At 65.7% G+C, this 17,925-nt stretch carries 20 protein-coding genes; 17 read left to right on the top strand and 3 right to left on the bottom strand.

Annotated features, from left to right (window positions below; all coding sequences use genetic code 11):
* Window positions 1-80: 80 nt before the first annotated feature.
* Together AC07RV_RS38820 and AC07RV_RS38825 are read right to left on the bottom strand one after the other, a co-directional pair.
* Entirely contained in the window at window positions 81-293 is a 213-nt protein-coding gene (locus tag AC07RV_RS38820) for an alpha/beta fold hydrolase (RefSeq protein ID WP_431513416.1), read from the bottom strand.
* A gap of 6 nt (window positions 294-299) precedes the next feature.
* Window positions 300-845, bottom strand: a complete 546-nt coding sequence (locus tag AC07RV_RS38825) for an alpha/beta fold hydrolase (RefSeq protein WP_431513417.1) — start codon at window positions 843-845, stop codon at window positions 300-302.
* 453 nt (window positions 846-1,298) lie between these two features.
* Between AC07RV_RS38825 and AC07RV_RS38830 the strand changes: the two genes are divergently transcribed.
* The 10 genes from AC07RV_RS38830 to AC07RV_RS38875 all read left to right on the top strand — a co-directional run bounded on the left by AC07RV_RS38830 (window position 1,299) and on the right by AC07RV_RS38875 (window position 9,403).
* On the top strand, window positions 1,299-1,478 hold the full coding sequence (locus AC07RV_RS38830) for a DUF3606 domain-containing protein (RefSeq protein WP_395345112.1): 180 nt from the start codon (window positions 1,299-1,301) through the stop codon (window positions 1,476-1,478).
* A 50-nt stretch (window positions 1,479-1,528) separates the two neighbouring features.
* The gene (gene ligD / locus AC07RV_RS38835) at window positions 1,529-4,141 is read left to right on the top strand and encodes a DNA ligase D (RefSeq protein WP_431513418.1); all 2,613 of its coding nucleotides are present in this window, start codon (window positions 1,529-1,531) and stop codon (window positions 4,139-4,141) included.
* Between the two features lie 158 nt (window positions 4,142-4,299).
* Window positions 4,300-5,175, top strand: a complete 876-nt coding sequence (locus AC07RV_RS38840; RefSeq protein ID WP_444689918.1) for a hypothetical protein — start codon at window positions 4,300-4,302, stop codon at window positions 5,173-5,175.
* 323 nt (window positions 5,176-5,498) lie between these two features.
* Complete coding sequence (locus AC07RV_RS38845) at window positions 5,499-6,260, top strand: PQQ-dependent sugar dehydrogenase (RefSeq protein WP_431513420.1); 762 nt, start codon at window positions 5,499-5,501, stop codon at window positions 6,258-6,260.
* 363 nt (window positions 6,261-6,623) lie between these two features.
* A complete protein-coding gene (locus AC07RV_RS38850) occupies window positions 6,624-7,001 on the top strand; it encodes a superoxide dismutase family protein (RefSeq protein ID WP_431513421.1) in 378 nt (125 codons plus the stop codon).
* Window positions 7,002-7,016: 15 nt separating this feature from the next.
* Complete coding sequence (locus AC07RV_RS38855; RefSeq protein ID WP_492715897.1) at window positions 7,017-7,838, top strand: SMP-30/gluconolactonase/LRE family protein; 822 nt, start codon at window positions 7,017-7,019, stop codon at window positions 7,836-7,838.
* A 34-nt stretch (window positions 7,839-7,872) separates the two neighbouring features.
* Complete coding sequence (locus tag AC07RV_RS38860) at window positions 7,873-8,058, top strand: hypothetical protein (protein ID WP_431513423.1); 186 nt, start codon at window positions 7,873-7,875, stop codon at window positions 8,056-8,058.
* Between the two features lie 100 nt (window positions 8,059-8,158).
* A complete protein-coding gene (locus AC07RV_RS38865) occupies window positions 8,159-8,368 on the top strand; it encodes a DUF3606 domain-containing protein (protein ID WP_395345130.1) in 210 nt (69 codons plus the stop codon).
* Window positions 8,369-8,521: 153 nt separating this feature from the next.
* A complete protein-coding gene (locus AC07RV_RS38870; RefSeq protein ID WP_431513424.1) occupies window positions 8,522-8,899 on the top strand; it encodes a hypothetical protein in 378 nt (125 codons plus the stop codon).
* An 84-nt stretch (window positions 8,900-8,983) separates the two neighbouring features.
* Window positions 8,984-9,403, top strand: coding sequence for a hypothetical protein (locus AC07RV_RS38875; protein ID WP_431513425.1), 420 nt, complete (start codon window positions 8,984-8,986; stop codon window positions 9,401-9,403).
* 445 nt (window positions 9,404-9,848) lie between these two features.
* On the opposite strand, the gene AC07RV_RS38880 is transcribed toward AC07RV_RS38875, so the two are convergent.
* Window positions 9,849-10,667 (bottom strand): UTRA domain-containing protein, encoded by an 819-nt coding sequence (locus tag AC07RV_RS38880; protein WP_444689915.1) that lies wholly within the window; start codon window positions 10,665-10,667, stop codon window positions 9,849-9,851.
* Window positions 10,668-10,804: 137 nt separating this feature from the next.
* Between AC07RV_RS38880 and AC07RV_RS38885 the strand changes: the two genes are divergently transcribed.
* Genes AC07RV_RS38885 through AC07RV_RS38915 form a run of 7 tightly spaced genes read left to right on the top strand, consistent with a single transcriptional unit; the run spans window position 10,805 to window position 17,922 of the window.
* Entirely contained in the window at window positions 10,805-11,836 is a 1,032-nt protein-coding gene (locus AC07RV_RS38885) for an alpha/beta hydrolase (protein WP_431513427.1), read from the top strand.
* A gap of 22 nt (window positions 11,837-11,858) precedes the next feature.
* Window positions 11,859-12,860 carry a Bug family tripartite tricarboxylate transporter substrate binding protein gene (locus AC07RV_RS38890; protein ID WP_431513428.1) on the top strand — a complete coding sequence of 334 codons (1,002 nt, stop codon included), beginning with the start codon at window positions 11,859-11,861 and terminating at the stop codon, window positions 12,858-12,860.
* 28 nt (window positions 12,861-12,888) lie between these two features.
* Window positions 12,889-13,758, top strand: a complete 870-nt coding sequence (locus tag AC07RV_RS38895; protein WP_444689914.1) for an isocitrate lyase/phosphoenolpyruvate mutase family protein — start codon at window positions 12,889-12,891, stop codon at window positions 13,756-13,758.
* Between the two features lie 49 nt (window positions 13,759-13,807).
* The gene (locus AC07RV_RS38900; protein ID WP_431513430.1) at window positions 13,808-14,731 is read left to right on the top strand and encodes a Bug family tripartite tricarboxylate transporter substrate binding protein; all 924 of its coding nucleotides are present in this window, start codon (window positions 13,808-13,810) and stop codon (window positions 14,729-14,731) included.
* 14 nt (window positions 14,732-14,745) lie between these two features.
* Complete coding sequence (locus tag AC07RV_RS38905) at window positions 14,746-15,492, top strand: Sua5/YciO/YrdC/YwlC family protein (RefSeq protein WP_203208085.1); 747 nt, start codon at window positions 14,746-14,748, stop codon at window positions 15,490-15,492.
* A 13-nt stretch (window positions 15,493-15,505) separates the two neighbouring features.
* Entirely contained in the window at window positions 15,506-16,240 is a 735-nt protein-coding gene (locus tag AC07RV_RS38910; RefSeq protein ID WP_203208084.1) for a Sua5/YciO/YrdC/YwlC family protein, read from the top strand.
* Window positions 16,237-17,922, top strand: a complete 1,686-nt coding sequence (locus tag AC07RV_RS38915) for a 3-(methylthio)propionyl-CoA ligase (protein WP_431513431.1) — start codon at window positions 16,237-16,239, stop codon at window positions 17,920-17,922. Before AC07RV_RS38910 ends, AC07RV_RS38915 begins: the two co-directional genes overlap by 4 nt.
* Window positions 17,923-17,925 lie beyond the last annotated feature (3 nt).

Below are 17,925 nucleotides of genomic sequence, written 5' to 3' on the forward strand. Positions count from 1 at the left end.
GCGCAGTCCTAGTGCACGGCTGGTCCAGAAGCGCTGAATGCGCCTAAGGGAGTACTGACGCCCAGTAATCGGGCTGGTCGCTAGCTCAAAAAATCGCAGAGCTGCGCGCTGACGCGCACAGGCTGTTCGTGGTGAAGCCAGTGGGTGCCGTCCTCCAGGCGCGAAAGAATGCCTTTCGCGCAATACTTCAGCGCTTCATCACCCAGGCCAGGCTCCAGCGCCGTATCCTGGTCTCCCCAGAGGATCAAGGTGGGAGCTTCAATTGGGGTTGAAATAGGGCGCCCGATGGCCATGGCGCGCTACCAATTCAGCATACTCGCAACCGCGTGCGGCTGGCTCCAAGCCTCGCAGTACGCCTCCAGCAACTCAGGGTCGAACGCATCGGGCTTGCTTGTGCGAGTCAGTGAAGCACGCAAGAGCGCGCACCGATTCGCGCCGAGCATTGTTTCGGGTAAAAAGGGGAGGTGGAAGAAGCCGACGTATGCGCTGCGAGCGAGTTGAAATGGATGCGACAGGGCGTAGCCGAGAAGACTCGCCGGGTGCGGTGCGTTCAGAATCGCTAGGCGCTGTACCCGTTGGGGGTCTCGCGCGGCAACGTGCCATGCAACGATCCCTCCCCAGTCATGGCCCACGAGCGCAAACTCCTGCGCATCCAATGCGTCTGCAAGCGCGCATATGTCGTCAGCCAAGACATCCAGTGCATAGGAACTGACACCGCTGGGCTTGTCGGACTGCCCATAGCCTCTTTGATCCGGAATTGCCACCCGCCAACCAATCGCGAGGAAAGGTTCTACGTATCGCTGCCAAGCCTGCCAAGTTTCTGGGAATCCATGCAGCAGGATCACGAGAGGGGGCGGTTTGGGGGCCGGCGGTGACGACATGCAGCGTGATGCCGTTTACCGATATCTGGGAGTGTTCCATGCCTGGTTCCAATCTAGAGCATAAAAGGAAGCGCCTGCATGCCTAAAGGGCCCGAGCGTCGAATGCCAACTTCCATTTCCGAATGCAGGCTCATGGGCCGATCTTAGGAGGGCCGCCATGGATGACATGCGCCGAGCGGATTCGAGAAGCTATGCCGGTGGCGGGATGCAGATTCCAATTTGGCCGTTTTTCACCACGCCAGCGTAGGATGTGGAAGCGTTCATGCGTGGGCTTGCGGCAAGGGTACGCACGCGCTTCCCGTCGATCTCAGCGAGGCGACAACCAAAGTTTGTCCTTCAGCAGATCGTTCAATTTGCTTACGCGAGCGCGCTCGCGCCACGGCGACAACCGGCTTCTTGAATCAGAAGGAGCCTTTCATGACCGACGACACCAAGAAGACTGCGTTGGACCGCAAGCTGATCTCGCTGGAAGAAAAGCACGAGGTGAGGTCCTGGACCGAAAGCCTTGGCTGCAGCGAGATGCAGCTGCGCGATGCGGTCAAGGCTGTTGGCAATTCCGCGCAGGAGGTGCGCGGGTACCTTGCTGAACGTAAGTAGGTAGTCGCCAAGAGCAGGGCCGGATAACCTGATTTTGTTGGAGCCGGCTCATGGCCGCAACCAAGAAGCTCGCGTCCTATCGGCAGAAGCGCGACTTCAAGATCACCGCGGAGCCCGCCGAAGGCGGGACGCCCTCGGCGGGCGCGCTCGGCTTCGTCATTCAGAAGCATGCCGCCAGCCGCCTTCATTACGACTTTAGGCTCGAGTTGGATGGCGTGCTTGTGTCGTGGGCGGTCCCCAAGGGCCCAAGCTTCGACCCCAAAGAAAAGCGCCTCGCCGTCCATGTGGAAGACCACCCTCTGTCCTACGCATCGTTCGAGGGCACCATTCCTCCAAAGCAATATGGCGCTGGAACCGTCATCGTCTGGGACAACGGGACCTGGGAGCCGATCGGGGATCCCCGCAAAGGCCTCAAGGCGGGCAAGCTCGTTTTTCGGCTTGATGGCCACAAGCTCAGGGGCCTCTGGGAGCTGGTGAACATCGCCAAAGGCGGCGAGCGCCAGGAACCGTGGATCCTGTTTAAGAAGAAGGACGAATTCGCGCGGTCGCACGCGGAGTTCGACGTCGTCAGCGCGCTGCCCGACAGCGTGTTTGCCAAGCCGCTACGCAAGCCAGCAGCACCCGAGACAACAAAGATCGCAGTGGAAAAAGCCGCGCTAACGAAGCCTGGCCGTGCCAAACAAGGGGCGACGGCGAAAGCGCCTCTCAGCGCTGGCAAGGCGCAGGTGCAGAAGACAGGTTCGCGCCTGAAGAGCAGCCGGAAGGCACTGCTGCCGGAAAAAATCGGCCCCCAACTTGCCACACTCGCCAGCGGCGTGCCGAGTGCCGGGGAATGGATCTACGAGATCAAGTTCGATGGCTACCGGCTGATGGCGCGGCTGGACAAGGGCAAAGTGCAGCTGATCACTCGCGGTGGTCACGACTGGGCCGCCAAGATGCCGCAACTGGTGTCCGAGCTGAGCGGGCTCGGTCTGCGCGGCTCATTTCTCGATGGAGAGATTGTGGTGCTCGGCGAGAACGGTGCGCCGGACTTCAACGCTTTGCAGAACGCCTTCGACCGGCGTCGTGGGGAAGATCGAATCGTTTTCTTCGTGTTTGATACGCCGTTCTTCGAAGGCGAGGACCTGAGGGAGCTGCCGCTCAAAAAACGCCGAGATCTGCTGGAAGCATTCCTCGCACACAAGGCTTCCGAGCACGTGCGGTTCAGCCAGGACTTTCCGGCCGAGCCGCATGCGATCCTCAGGTCCGCATGCAGCATGCAGCTCGAGGGAGTGATCGCTAAAAGAGCGGATGCACCCTATGTCTCCCGTCGTACGGAAACCTGGCTCAAGCTCAAGTGCAAGCTGCGGCAGGAGTTTGTAGTGTGCGGTTTTGTCGATCGCTCGGACAACGCTGCCCAAGTGGGCAGCCTGCTGCTGGGCGTGCACGACGAGAGCGGCCAGCTCGTATCCGCGGGAAGTGTCGGAACCGGTTGGAGCGTGGAAGAGTCGGCCGACATTCGTCGGCGCCTGGCTCGTCTTCAGGTTGAGGCACCGCCTTTCGATGTCGCACGAGCAGCTCCTGGACGCTGGTCCAAGCGCAAGGCAGGTTCCGAGCGATGGGTCCGGCCGACGCAAATCGCGGAGGTCAGCTTTGCCGAGTGGACGCCCGATGGGCAGGTGCGGCATGCTTCTTTCGTCGGCATGCGCTCTGACAAATCGGCCACCTCGATCACGCGCGAGACGGCCAAGGCGGTAGATGCGGCGCCAGCAAAAGCCAGCGGTAAGGCGCCAGGGGCCTCTGCCGGCGGCGTCACGGTCAGCCACGCGGAACGGATCATCGACGAATCCACAGGCGTCACCAAGCTGGACCTGGTCCGTTACTATGAGTCAGTGGCCGAGTTCATCCTGCCGCACCTCAAGGGCCGGCCCTGTTCTTTGGTGCGAGGCCCTGCCGGTGTAAAGGGACAGCTCTTTTTTCAAAAGCATGGAGAAAAGATCGGAGTCCCTGGCATCACGGAACTGCCCGAGTCGTTGTGGCCCGGGCACGCTGCCTTGCTGGAGATCTCAAACGAGAAAGCGTTGCTCGGTGCCGCTCAGATGAATGTCATCGAGTTTCATACCTGGAACTCGGTCGCCCGAACGATCAACAAGCCTGATCGCATGATCCTCGATCTGGATCCCGGCGAAGGAACGGCTTGGCAGCACGTGCAAGAGGCCGCGATCCTCGTGCGCGCGCTGCTAGGCGAGCTCGGCCTTCAGGCATGGTTGAAGACATCCGGGGGCAAAGGATTGCACGTTGTGGTGCCCCTAGCGCCTCGCTACGAGTACGAAGTGGTGAAGAGCTTCTCGCAGGCGGCAGTTCAGCACCTGGCCAAGACGATCCCATCGCGATTCGTCGCAAAAAGCGGACCCTCCAACCGTGTCGGGAAGCTGTTCGTCGACTACCTCCGCAACGGGCATGGCGCAACGACGGCTTCGGCTTTTTCTGTGCGCGCGCGTCCGGGGCTGGGCGTCTCTATGCCGATTGCCTGGGAGGACCTGGAAGGCCTGAAAAGCGGTGCGCAATGGGACGTCCGCACCGCGCGCGAGCATCTGTCGTTTCAACGGACTGACCCCTGGGCCGGCTACTGGAAGGCTAGACAAGCGCTCAGTCCCGCCATGAAGGCCTTGGGCTTTCGCTGACGTGTACTTTCACGGTGCTTTCTGCGGGTGCTCCGTTCGCAGAATGGCCTCACCTTTCAGCTAAGCTTGCCGCATGGCGGAGATGTCGCATTTCGAGATGGAGCAGGCCTTACGGCAGGCGGGTTTTGCGGTGCGCCCGTACCCGACCCCAGAGCGAGGTGTTCGATCCGCAGGATTTGCTCGCGGCGGACCAACTGCTCATCGCGGCCGGAACTGCTTGGGAGCACGAGATCGAGAGGCTCTATGCGCTGCTGCTACAGCAGAAGCATGCTCACGCCTACGAGGAATTCGCACGCGACTTTGATGAGCGGTGCACGATAGAGGGACTAAGCGCGGCGCTCGCTTTGCTCAACAGCGGTGTGTCTCACCGCTATACGGCTGTGTATCGAGCGGTCAACGATGCGATGGTCAATGTCGAGCTTGCTGACAAGCTCGGCGAGCCGCGTCCCGATTTTCTTGCGCAGGTTCCCGTCGCTTCGAGCTTCTGTCAATATGTCCTGCGAGACGCGAGTTTCCTGACCGCAAATTCGGATTCGGACTTGCGACTGAATGGACATCCTTACCAGGGGGTGATGCTCGCCTACTTCGGCGTGCCGACTTCAACGCTCAAGGCGAGGCAACTGGTACTGTGTGCCATTTCGATGTCATTAGCGAGGAGCTCCCCGTCAACCAAGTTGAGCGACTTCACGCCGCGGCCCGAGTGCTTTCCAAGTTCATACCGGACTAAGCCGGCGCTGCTCACGCAGTTGATCGGTCAAGGTCGAGCCGTTCCCCCTCATCGCCCCTCCCGAGCCAGCATTGGCCGAGCGTCCTACGTCCGCTCAGGCGAACCTCGCGCGTCGCCGGCCCCACCCGCCTCCTCGCTTGCCGAGGCGATCACTCACGGGGCCTCCTCATGCACGCAGCTTCTCTCTTTCGCACAGTCCTCGCACTGGGCACCTTCATGCTGCGGACGCATCGGCGCAGCTGCCACCGGGCGACGGCCCCAACACGGTGTCCACCGTGATGCTCGAACCTTCGCCGGTCAAGTTTGATGAATTGCTGCTCTTGCAGCTGAAGCTGCCTCCTGGCTTCAAGGTCAATGTGTACGCCAAGGACATGCAGCATGTGCGCTGGCTGCAGGTGGCGCCCAACGGCGACGTCTATGCGAGCCGCCCCAGGCAGGCCGATGTGCTGCTGCTGCGCGACACCGATCGCGACGGAAAGATCGACGCGCAGCAGATCGTGGCGCAGAACATCAAGAACGTGCATGGGCTGCTGCTCAAGGACGGCAAGCTGTTCATGGCCAGCGACAAGAAGGTGCTGGTCGCCGATGTGCAGCCTGACGGCTCGCTGGCCCTGCCGCGGGTTCTTCTCGATGACCTGCCCCGACGGATCGCAGCATCCCTACCGCACGCTGGCTTCCGGTCCCGACGGCTTCCTGTACGTGACCGTGGGCTCGCAGTGCAACAACTGCGTGGAGACCAATCCCGAGGCCGCGACCGTGCTGCGCGTGCGGCCCGACGGCAGCGCGCGCAGCGTATACGCGCGCGGGCTTCGCAACACGCTGGGCTTCGCCTTCAGTCCGGTCGATGGCACGCTCTACGGCTTCGACCACGGCTCGGACGACCGTGGCGACGACGTGCCGCCCGAGGAACTCAACGCGATCCGGCCGAACCGGCACTACGGGTGGCCGTTCTGCTGGGGTGACAGGCAGGTCGACATGAAGCAGCAGAACGACCCGGAAGGATCGACGCGCGCCGACTTCTGCCCGACCACCGAGGCGCCGGCGCTCATGACCACGGCGCACTCCGCGCCCGTCGGGATGGTCTTCTACGGCGGCAGCCAGTTTCCCGCAGAGTACCGCCACAGCGCCTTCGTCGCGATGCGCGGATCGTGGAACCGGGGACAGCCCAGCGGCTACAAGGTGGTGCGGGTGTGCTTCGACGCGGCGGGCAAGCCGCAGTCGATCGAGGACTTCGTTACCGGATGGCTGATGCCCGCCGCGCCGGCCCACCTGCGCCAACCGGGCGCCGGACCGGCCGCCGAACAGGCGAAGGCGGCCCGGCCGGCACAGTTCGGACGGCTCTCCGGCCTGGCCGTGGCGGCCGACGGTTCCCTGCTGATCGCCGAGGACTAGAACGGCGTGATCTATCGCGCGAGCTACGCCCGCTGAGGAGCCGACCATGAACACCCGACACCTTCTCTGCCCGATCGCCGTGTGCGCTGTGGCCCTGCACGGCGCGTGCGGCGGTCCTCCCAACCCTTCGCACGACCATGCCATGCCGCGATGCCCGGCGCCAGCACACCGGGTTCGCTGCAGGGCGGTGCCGGCGCATCACAGCCCGATGCGGCGCCGCTGGCATCGGCGCGGCTTCTCACGCCATCGGGCAAACAGGCCGGCATCGTGCGCTTGCGCCGGCTGGCGGAGGCACCGCGGTGGTCCTCAACGCCAGCGTCGAAGGGCTCGCGCACGGCGTGCACGGCTTCCATGTGCACGCGCATGGCGAGTGCGCACCCGGGCCCGACGCAGCGACCGGCCTGGGTCGTCGATTTCGGCGCCGCCGGCGGCCACTTCGATCCCGGCAACTCGCGCAACCATGGGCGACCGGGCGACGACAAGGCCCATGCGCATGCCGGCGAGCTGCCGGCCCTCCAAGCGGACGCCGGCGGTCGCGCGGTGCTGCGCTACCTCAACACGAACCTCTCGCTGGACCGAGCGCCGACGTCGGTGATCGGCCGCAGTGTCGTCGTCCATGCGGATCCCGACGACTACACCAGCGACCCCGCGGGCAACTCCGGCGCGCGGGTGCTGTGCGGCGTGATCGAGGCCACGGCGCCGACCGCCGTTCACGCGCGTGCCACCCTCGAAGGCGCGTAGGTCTTCCCGGAAGGCATCGCGATCGATCCGCGCACCGGCGACGCCTTCGTTGGATCGAGTACCAATGGCGACCTGTTCCGCATCAGGCAAAGCGGCGCGAAGGCCGAGCTGGTGCAGGCCGGTGGTGCCGTGGGGCGGCAGGGCGCATTCGGCATGAAGTTCGATGGCAGCGGACGCCTGTGGATCGCGGGCGGACCCGGCGGCACGCTGGCCGCGGTCAACGTGACCGACGGGAGCACGCTGGCCGTGGCCAAGGCACCGCAGGACATGCCGAGCTTCCTCAACGACCTCGTCATCGCACGCGATGGCTCGGCCTACATCACCGACTCGTTCCGCCCGGTGATCTACCGGGTGCGCACCGGCGCCGGTGCGCGCGCGACGCTGGAGCCGTGGCTCGATCTGTCGTCCACGCCGCTGCGCTACCTGCCGAACAAGATCAACATCAACGGCATCGTCGCGTCGCCCGATGGTCGCTACCTGCTGTCGATCCAGCTCGCGACCGGCCAGCTCTGGCGCATCGATACCCGCTCGCGCGCGGTCTCGCAGCTGCGCGTGGACGGCGGCGAACTCACGGACGGCGATGGGCTCGTGCTCGCCGGTGGCAACGATCTCTACGTGGTCCGCAATGCGCACCATGAGCTCGTGCGCGTGGAACTTGCGCCCGACTGGAGTGCGGGTCGCGTCACGCAACGCATCACCGACACGCGCCTGCGCTATCCGACCACGGCGGCCGTGGTCCCGTCCGGCCTGATGGTGGTCAACGGGCAGCTCGATCGCCAGAAAAGCCCGCCGGCCGTGCTTCCCTTCGACGTGGTGACCGTCGCGATGCCGCGGTAGCACGGCTGCAAGTCCCGACTTCCTGGAGATCCGAATGACCAACGAACATGCTTTTGTCTACAGCGGCCACGCGTTCCGGCTGGTGCTCGAGCCGGACCCGCGCGGGCAATACCAGGTCGCGGTGGACTGGATGGCGCAGCCCGACCAGGCAACGCGGCTGCCCCAGGACGCCGATCCCTACGCGACCCCCGAAGAAGCGCTACGGCACGGCCAGCAGTAAGCCATGCGGTGGGTTCATGACCGCACGGGCGACGGTCAGGGACAGGCCTAGAAGGCTGCTCGGCAGGACTTTTCATCCATCTTTACCCACAGGAGACACCATGCCATCAACGAATCCGCAATCCCAGACCACCAACCCGAAGAGCGCCTCGGACATCGATCAACTGGCCCGCAAGCTCGACGCCACGCACGGGCAGGTCGAGGAAGCCATCCGCGCCGTCGGCTCGAACGCCTCGGACATCGAACTCCATCTCAAGGGATCGCGCGGCACCACCAATGCCGAGCGGACGGACGAGGCCGGCAAGGGCTGAACTCGTGAAGCTGGCGATGCGAGACTGAATATATTGCCGTGCATCGAGGTCCCCTCGGCTTTCTTGGCTTTCTTATTCGCGAGCAGGAACGCGCTTGTCCTACGTCCATGCCATCGCAAGCTTCAAGAATCGATCTCTTTCTGGAGGCCCGCCATGTACATTCGAAAGCCGCTTGCGCTTCTTTCACTCTCGCTGGTTCTTGTGACTCCTTTCGCAGGAGCACAGCAATCGTCCACCGGAAATCCCAAGGGATCGGTCGCTCCTGCCGCGGGAAATTCCACGCCCAAGGCCCAGGGCGCCTCGGGCCCGCGCGTCGACACGGGACGCGGCACCGAGCCATTGAGCAGCGAGCACGGTCCCGCCGAGGCGCGCACCGGCCAGAACCGTCCACCCGGCGGCGGTCCGAACGGCGGGTTGACGCGCACCAATCCTCAGGACACCGCTCTTTCGGACAATGGGCGCAGCGCCCAGGGATCGTCGGCGCGGCCGGTGCCGTCCTCGGAATCGAAGGAACGCGAGCGCAATCGGTAAGGGGACCGGGCGGGCCACGCAACTGCATGCGGTGCGGCCGCATCGTGCAGGCCCGGCTTGATCGTTGTGCCCACGGAGCGCCGCTTGACCCATGCCTTGCTGCTCTTGCAGCAGCTAAGCTATGCGCACACCCTTTGCGAATTCCAGCGCCTGCGCGAGCGCTGCGGTCGCGCGTCGCCATCGAGCAGCGAACTCGCGGGAATCTGTCGGCGAGTGAAGGAGTGCGAGCGGCGCTGGGCTCGATGCCGCGAGGGCCTGGCCGCCGCCGACATGGCGGCATTGCGTGTTTCAAGAGCGCTCGATCTGCAAATGCTCCTGGAGAGCGCTGATGCGAGGCTGAGTTCGTGGAGCGATGCGTCGAGCATGGACCGAATGCCGGCGTCGCATCTTTTCGAATGGGTCTCGCACGATTGCGAAAAACTCGAACTCGCCCAGCTCGAGGATGCGATGAGTCCCGCGGAGGCGGCGATCTACGTGCAGTCGCTCGATCGGCTTCAGGGGTGAACGGGCGAATCGTTCGGCGTCGTCGAAAGGATGCGCAGCGTGTGCAACAGCTCGGCCGCGTTCGTGCTATCGCTTGAGGATCGAGAAAGCTCGCTCGAACCGTTGCGCGGACGGATCTCAGCAGCTCAGGCGGTCACGCGCAGGCGATTGACCGCTGCTTGCCCAGTCATCGTGATGGGGGGAAAGGTGGCAGTGCGCCCTGCGCAGTCGCTGCCGCGCGAAGGCAGGGAAACTCATCGTGGCTTTCCGCTTGGCGCCTGCGAATTTCCTGGATCGGGATTGGGTTGCTGCTCCAGGTGCTCATGCAGTCCGAAGGGCGCCGAGTCATCGTGCTTTGTACTCTCGACATCCTTGCGCTTACTTCGCATGCGCGCCTGGGGCAGCGGCGACGAACCCTCGCCGCCGGCGGCGGTGCGTTTGCTCGAGAGGCGCTCGAGCTTGCGGCCTACTGGCGTGGAAGCCGGATGTCGTGCATGAAGTACCCGGCGCTTAGCGTGTTGACGGCATCGCCAGCAAAGTCCATGAGGATCCGGCTGCGCTCGGGCGTCATGCTGACGGTGATGAACTGAATCGGCCGGCCCTTAGGGTCGTGGATCACGCGCACTACCTTTAGCAGCGGCACGCCCACTTCGGTCTGCAGCAGCCTGCTTCGCGTGGGGTCGCTGATGTCGGCCGAGATTTCTTGGATCACCCGGCCGAACTTCACACCTTGCGCCAGCAGGATCTCGTAGAGCGCATGTTTGCGCAGTGACGCCATCGTGACCTGTTTGCCCAGTTGCGCGGGCACCCAGGCGTCGCTCAGCATGACGGGCATGCCGCTGACGCTGCGCAACCGCAGGGCATGCACGGCCTTCTCGCCCGCGGCCAGCTGCAGCATGGCGGCGACATCGGCCGGCGCCTCAGCGCGTTCCACCAGCAGAACCTGGACGTCGGTACCGCTGGCCGTCTGGCGCAGGCTGTCGATCAGCCCCAGGCTGGGGTTGGGGCGTGCCACCGGCACGCGGTCCTGACGCACGAAAGTGCCGCGCCCATGGCGGCGCTCCACCAGCCCGAGCGCGGCCAGGTCGGCGAGCGCACGCCGCACAGTGATGCGCGACACGCCGAAGCGTTCGCACAGTGCCTCTTCCTTGGGCAGGGCGCCGGTGTCACTGAAAACGCCCCGCGAAATTTCCTCCCTCAGTACGAGGAAGAGTTGCCTGTGCAGCGAAGTCCCCTTGGAGAACGGGGCGGGCGTGGCGTTGTGCTCGAGTGGGGAAGGGGTCATGGCCGGTGCTGTTGAAAGAAACAGCATAAGGCATGTGCTTCGCCCCTTGACTCAAGTTTATGTTGTAATAACAATATGACAACAACAGATTCGGGCGGGCGAATTCACCGCCCGTCGTCGGAGACAAGGAGCAGTAGATGGAAAGGTCGTTCACAAGCGTCATGCTGCTGGCAGCGGCGGCCCTCGTTGGCGGCTGCGCCACGACGGGCGGCTTTCAGGTCAGCGAAGTCGGCAGCTTCCATGCCGGCGGGACGCAGGTCGCGCTGTCGGGCCTCGCCGAGCGCGAGCTCCGCCTGACGCCCAGCGCGCCGGTGATGAAGGTCAACCCCAACGGCGAGTTCGAAACCGGCCAGCTCTACGTGCAGTACGTGAGGCTGGCCGCGCCGCGCGCCCGCTATCCGCTGCTGATGTGGCATGGCGGCGGCCTCACGGGCGTGACCTGGGAGACCAAGCCGGACGGCGCACCCGGCTGGCAGCAGTACTTCCTCCAGGCGGGGCACGACGTCTACGTGTCCGACGCGGTCGAGCGCGGGCGCGCATCCTGGTCACGCTACCCCGAGATCTACACCAGCGAACCGTTTTTCCGGCCCAAGCAGGAAGCCTGGGAAGGCTTCCGCATCGGCGCCGGCTACAGCAAGGATCCGGCGCAGCGGGTGGCGTACCCAGGTGGGCAGTTCCCGGTGGAGGCCTTCGACCAGTTTGCCAAGCAGGCCGTGCCGCGCTGGGCCACCAACAACGCCGCGACCCAAGCCGCCTACGACGCGCTGGTGGCCAAGGTCTGCCCATGCGTGATCGTTGTGCACAGCCAGGGCTCGGCCTTTGCCATGCAGGCTTCGCTGAACGCGCCGGGCAAGGTCAAGGGCATCGTCGCGGTGGAGCCGGGTGGCGCGCCCGACCCGGCCGCCGTGAACCTCACCACCGTCAAGGGTGTACCGCACCTGTTCGTGTGGGGAGACAACCTGGCCGGCAACGAGGGCTGGGCCAGGCTGCGCGCCGCGCCCGATCGCTACCGCGCCGCATTGCTGGCCCAGGGCGGCGTGGCCGACCTGCTGGACCTGCCGGCCAACGGCATCAAGGGCAACTCGCACATGGTGATGATGGACCGCAACTCCGACCAGGTCGCCGCCCGCATCCAGGCGTGGATGAGCGCCAACCGCCTGATGAAGTAACCGACCGCACAAGGAGCATGACATGTCGAAGAACCTGACCCAACGCCCCGCATCGGCGGGCCGCCGTGACTTCCTGGCCCAGGCGGCGCTGTCAGCGCTGGCCCTGCCGGCCTTCGCACAACCGGCCGCCTGGCCCAGCAGGCCCATCAAGCTGTTGATCGGCTACGGCCCCGGCGGCGCCGGCGACACCACGGCGCGGCTGCTGGCCGAGGGCATGCAGAAACTGCTCAAGCAGCCGGTGATCATGGACTACAGGCCCGGCGCCAGCGGCATGCTCGCGGCCGACTTGGTGGCGAAGTCGCCTGCCGACGGGTACACCCTCCACCTGACCGACGACGGTGCGTTGTCCATCGGGCCGGCCACCCGCAAGATCAACTACGACCCGCAGGCATTCACTTTCATCGGAAGCCCGGGCGGCCTGCCGCTGGTGCTGTGCACGCCGCCCAGCCTTCCAATCAACACGGTCGCCGAACTGGTCAGCCACATCAAGGCCCATCCGGGCACGGTGAGCTATGCCACCAGCGGCGTGGGCAGCCTGCCCCACCTGCTCGGCGAGCAGTTCAAGAGCCTCATCGCCGCGGACCTGACCGACGTTCCGTACAAGGGCACCGGCGCGCTGCTGCCCGACCTCATGTCGGGCCGCGTGGCCTTCGCTTTCCCCGCGACCACGGGCGTGCTGAGCCACGTCAAGGCCGGCAGTGTCCGCGCGCTGGCGATCACGTCGCCCAAGCGGATCGCGCTGATGCCCAACGTGCCCACCATGGCGGAAGCGGGCTACCCGCAGATCAACTCGATCTACCGCTCGGCCATTGTCGCGCCGCCCGGCCTGCCGGCTGCCATCGAGGCGCAGCTGACCGCCGCCCTGCAGCAGGTCACGCAGGACCCCGCAACCATCACGCTGCTGGAGACCGGCGGCTTCAACGTGGCGTACCAGCCGCCCGCCGCGACGAAGTTGGTCTTCAAAAACGAGCTGCAGAAGTGGAAGGCGCTGATCGTGGCCAATGGCCTGCACCTGAGCGAATAACCGGCGTACCGCCAAACGGAGAAAACCTTTGAAGACCAACCCAACATTGCGCCAGCAGCTTGCCGCGCCCGGCCTCGTCATCGCCCCCGGCGCCTACGACGGCATCGGCGCGCGGCAGATCGAACAGGCCGGCTTCGGCGCCGTCTACATGACCGGCGCCGGCACGTCTGCGGCCCGCGGTTACCCTGATTTCGGCCTGCTCACGATGAGCGAGATGGTGGAGAACGCGGCCGTGATGGCTCGCTCGATCAACATCCCGCTGATCGCCGATGCCGACACCGGCTACGGCAACGAGCTGAACGTGACCCGCACGGTGCGCGAGTACGAGTCGCGCGGCGTGGCGGCGATCCACATCGAGGACCAGGTCAGCCCCAAGCGCTGCGGCCACCTGGACGGCAAGCAGGTCATTTCGCGCGAGGAATTCGTCTCCAAGATTCGCGCCGCGGTCGAGGCGCGGCGCACGCCCGACTTCGTGATCATTGCCCGCACCGACGCACGCGCCATGATGGATCTGGACGAGGCGATCTGGCGGGCCAATGCCGCGCTGCAGGCCGGCGCCGACATCGCCTTCGTCGAAGCCACGCAGTCGCTGGAGGAAATGGCCGAGGTGCCCAGGCGGGTGCAGGGGCCCTGTCTGCTGAATGTGGTGCCGGGCGGCCGCACGCCCAACATCGACCTGCGCGAGGCCGGGGCCATGGGCTACAAGCTGGCCATCCTGCCGGGGCTGGTGCTCGTCGCGGCCATGGAAGCGGCCGACGCCGCGCTCGCCCAGCTCAAGGCGACCCAGATGCCGCCCACCATCACCCGCGGCGTCGCCGAGACGTTCCGGCGGTTCGGTGCCGACGAGTGGGACGCGCTGCGCACCCGCTTCAACGCCGGCGAAACGATGGGGCGCTGAGATGACACGCAGAACCCTCCGGACTTCGGCAGCACTGGCGCTCCTGTGCATGTCCCTGGCCGCAGTGGCGGCGACGCCCACGCCCTGGAAGCCAACTCGCCCCGTCACCCTGGTCGTGCCCTACACGCCGGGAGGCGGCACCGACAGCGTGGCGCGTGCCGTCTCCAAACAGCTTTCGGTGATCTGGGGCCAGCCGGTGGTCATCGAGAACTTGCCGGGCGCGGACGGCCTCATCGGCACCCGCAAGGTCATCGACGCGAAGCCCGATGGCACCACGCTGCTGATGCAGGTGCCGGCCATCGTGCTGACCCGGTACACGCCGGGCCTGAAGGGCGTCGACCCTGTCAGCCAGCTGCAGCCCATCACGGCGGTGGCGCAGGCTTCCAATGCGGTGGTGATCAGCGGCAAGCTGCCGGCGAAATCGCTCGCTGAATTCGTCGAGTACTGCCGCCGACCCGGCCAGCGCTGCTCGGTCGCCACGACCGACAACCAGTCGCGCATCATGTCGCGCCAGTTCGTCTCGGAAGAGAAGCTGGACAGCACGGTCATCGTCAACTACCGGGGCACGGCCGCCATCGTGACCGACATGATCGCCAACAACGTCGACATGGCGTTCACCGGCATTACCGCGGCGCTGCCCCACCACAAGACGGGTGCCTTGCGCTTCATCGCCACGACAGGGGACAGGCGCGCGAGTGCTTTGCCCGACGTCGCCACCACGGCTGAGGCGGGCTTTGCCCAGTACCGGTCCGTCAACTGGTTCGGCCTGTTCGCGCCGCGGGGCCTGCCGCCCGACGCGGCGCAGGGCCTGGTGGCGGCCCTTCGCGAGGCGGTAAAGGCGCCGGACGTGCGCACCGCCATCGTTGCCGCGGGCGCCGAGCCGCTGGTCAGCACGTCCGACGAATTCGCCGCCCAAGTCAAGGCCGAGGGCGACCGCCTCGGCGCGCTCGTCAAACGCCACCCCCTCGAATAACCCAAGGAATCACCATGACCAGACTTGACATCAAGGGCGATGCCCGTCGCATCTTCGACACCCTCAGGAGTGGCGGCATCGCCATCATCCCCAACGACGCGGGCTATGCGCTGATGGGCGGAACGTATGACGCCGTGCACCGCATCTTCCTTGCTAAGAAGCGCGGCGGGCATAAGCGCAACGCGATGCTGGCTTCCATGGCAACGCAGCGCGAACTGCACGTGCTCGACCAGCGCTCGCAGGACATGGTCGAGATGCTGACGCAGGACTACAACCTGACCGTCGGCGTGGCCGCGCCTTACCGCAAGGACCATCCGCTCATGGCCAAGGTCGATCCGCGCCTCATCGAGGCCAGCACCGGCCACGGCACGGTGGGCCTGCTGCTCAATGCCGGGCCGCTGTTCGAGGAAGTCTGCCGGCTCTGCCGCGAAGCCGAGCTGCCCGTGTTCGGCTCGTCGGCCAATCTGACCGGCACCGGCCCGAAGTTCCGGGTGGAAGACATCCAGCCCGAGTTGCGCGCGATTGCCGACGTCATCATCGACTACGGCCTGCGCAAGTACCACCACTACCAGCGCTCGGCCACCACGCTCAGCTTTGCGACCGGCGAGGTCGAGTGCCTGCGCATCGGCTCCTGCTACGAGCTGATCTGCGACGTGCTGCAGCGGCATTTCAACGTCACCCTGGCAAAGGACCCGGGGCGCGAGGTCAATGCGTCGGGCCACCTGCAGGAGTTCGCATTCAAGGAAGTCAGCTACAGCTGAAAGGGCAGGCGACATGAACAGCATCGATATCGCCGGAGACGCCCGGCGCACCATGGACATCATCAAGGCCGGCGGCATCGCCATTGTGCCGAACGACACCGGCTATGCCTGCTGCGGCTCGTCGATGGACCCGCTGCAGAGGATCTACGACACCAAGCAGCGCGGCAGCCACAAGCGCAATGCCATGGGCGCGGACCTCGAGACCCAGCGTGAGCTGCAGCGGCTGAGCCCGCGCGCGCAGCAGATGGTCGAGGCGCTGGTGGCCGACCACGACCTGCCCGTGGGCGTGATCGGCAGCTTCCGCGCCGGCCATCCGCTGCTGCAGAAGCTCGGCGACGAAGGCATGCGCGCCAGCTCGGCCGTCGGCACCATCGGCATCCTGCTGAATGCGGGCCCGTTCCACAAGGAACTGTCGCGCCTGAGCCGCGAGGAGGTGGTGCCGTTGTTCGGCTCGTCCGCCAACCTGACCGGCACCGGGCCGCGCTTTTCGGTCGACGAAATTCCGCCGGAGATCAAGGCCATTGCCGACATCACGATCGACTACGGCCTGCGCCGCTACCACACCTACCGGCGCGCCGGGACGCTGATCAACTTCGACACCCTGCAGGTCGTGCGCATCGGCGCCTGCTACGAGCTGATCTCCGGCGTGCTCAGGCGCTGGTTCGGCCTCGAGCTGCCACCTGATCCTGGCTTCGAGCAGCTGCCCTCGGGGCACCTGAACGAGTTTGGCCTGAAAGGCGTGGAATGAGCGGGCCGGCGCTTCTTGGGCTGATGCAGGAACAGCCCCTGCTGATATCAAGCCTGATCGTGTTTGCCGAGCGGCATCACGGAGACGGCGAGATCGTCTCGCGACGGGTGGAGGGCGACATCCACAGGACCAGCTGGGCCGAAATCGCCCGCCGCTCGCGGCAGGTCGCCAACGCGCTGGACGCGGCCGGTGTCGCGCCCTCCGGCCGCGTCGGCACCATCGCCTGGAACGGCTACCGCCACCTGGAGCTGTATTACGGCGTCAGCGGCGCGGGCCGGGTGCTGCACACGCTCAACCCAAGGCTGCATCCCGACCAGGTGGCCTGGATCATCAACCATGCCGAAGACGACGTGCTGTGCTTCGATCTGAGCTTCCTGCCGCTGGTACAGGCGGTGCATGCGCGTTGCCCCTCGGTGCGGCAGTGGATCGCTCTGTGCGATGCGGACAGGCTGCCCCAGGACAGCGGCATACCCGGCCTCCTCAGCTATGAAGCCTGGATCGACGCATGCAGCGACCGCTATGACTGGCCCGTGTTCGACGAGAACACGGCGTCGAGCATGTGTTACACCAGCGGCACCACCGGCAACCCGAAGGCGGCGCTGTACAGCCACCGCTCCACCGTGCTGCACGCGTACGCCGCGGCGCTGCCTGACGCCATGGGCATCTCGTCGTGCGACTCGGTCCTGCCGGTCGTTCCGATGTTCCATGTCAACGCCTGGGGCATTCCCTATGCGGGCGCGCTGACCGGCTGCAAGCTCGTGTTTCCGGGCCCGGCGCTGGACGGCAAGTCCGTCCATGACCTGATCGAGGGCGAAGGCGTTACCTTTGCCGCCGGCGTGCCGACCGTGTGGCAGATGCTGCTGGCCCACATGGAGGCCGGCGGACTGCGCTTCACCGCGCTGAACCGCACCGTGATCGGCGGCGCGGCCTGCCCGCCGAGCATGCTGCGCGCCTTCAGGGAGCGCTACGGCGTCGAGGTGTTGCACGGCTGGGGGATGACCGAGATGAGCCCGCTGGGCACGGTGTGCACGCTGAAGAAGAAGCACCTCGCGTGGCCGGCCGAGCAACAACTGGCGGTCCTGCAAAAGCAGGGGCGTGCGCTGTTCGGCGTGCAGATGAAGATCGTCGGCGAACAGGGCGAGGACTTGCCCTGGGACGGCAAGGCCTGCGGCGACCTGCTGGTGCGCGGCCCGTGGATCGTGCGCGAATACTTCAAGGGTGAGGGCGGTAACCCGCTGGTCAGGGACGCGGACGGCGCCGGCTGGTTTCCCACGGGTGACGTGGCCGCCATCGACGCCGACGGCTACCTTCAGATCACCGATCGCAGCAAGGACGTGATCAAGTCCGGCGGCGAATGGATCAGCTCCATCGACATCGAGAACATCGCCGTGGCGCACCCTGCCGTGGCCATGGCCGCCTGCATCGGCGTGTCCCACCCCAAGTGGGACGAGCGGCCGATCATCGCGGTCGTGGTGCGCCCCGGCGCGCAGCTCGCAAAGGAGGAACTGCTGGACTTCTACCGCGGCAAGACGGTGGCGAAGTGGCAGGTGCCCGACGACGTGGTGTTCGTCGAGTCGATCCCGCTCGGCGCGACCGGGAAGATGCTCAAGACGAGGCTGCGCGAGCAGCTCAGGGACTACCGGTTGCCGGATGTGACGGCGGCCACCACAACCAATGGATAGCCA

This window comes from Variovorax sp. GW821-FHT09B01 (assembly GCF_059418345.1).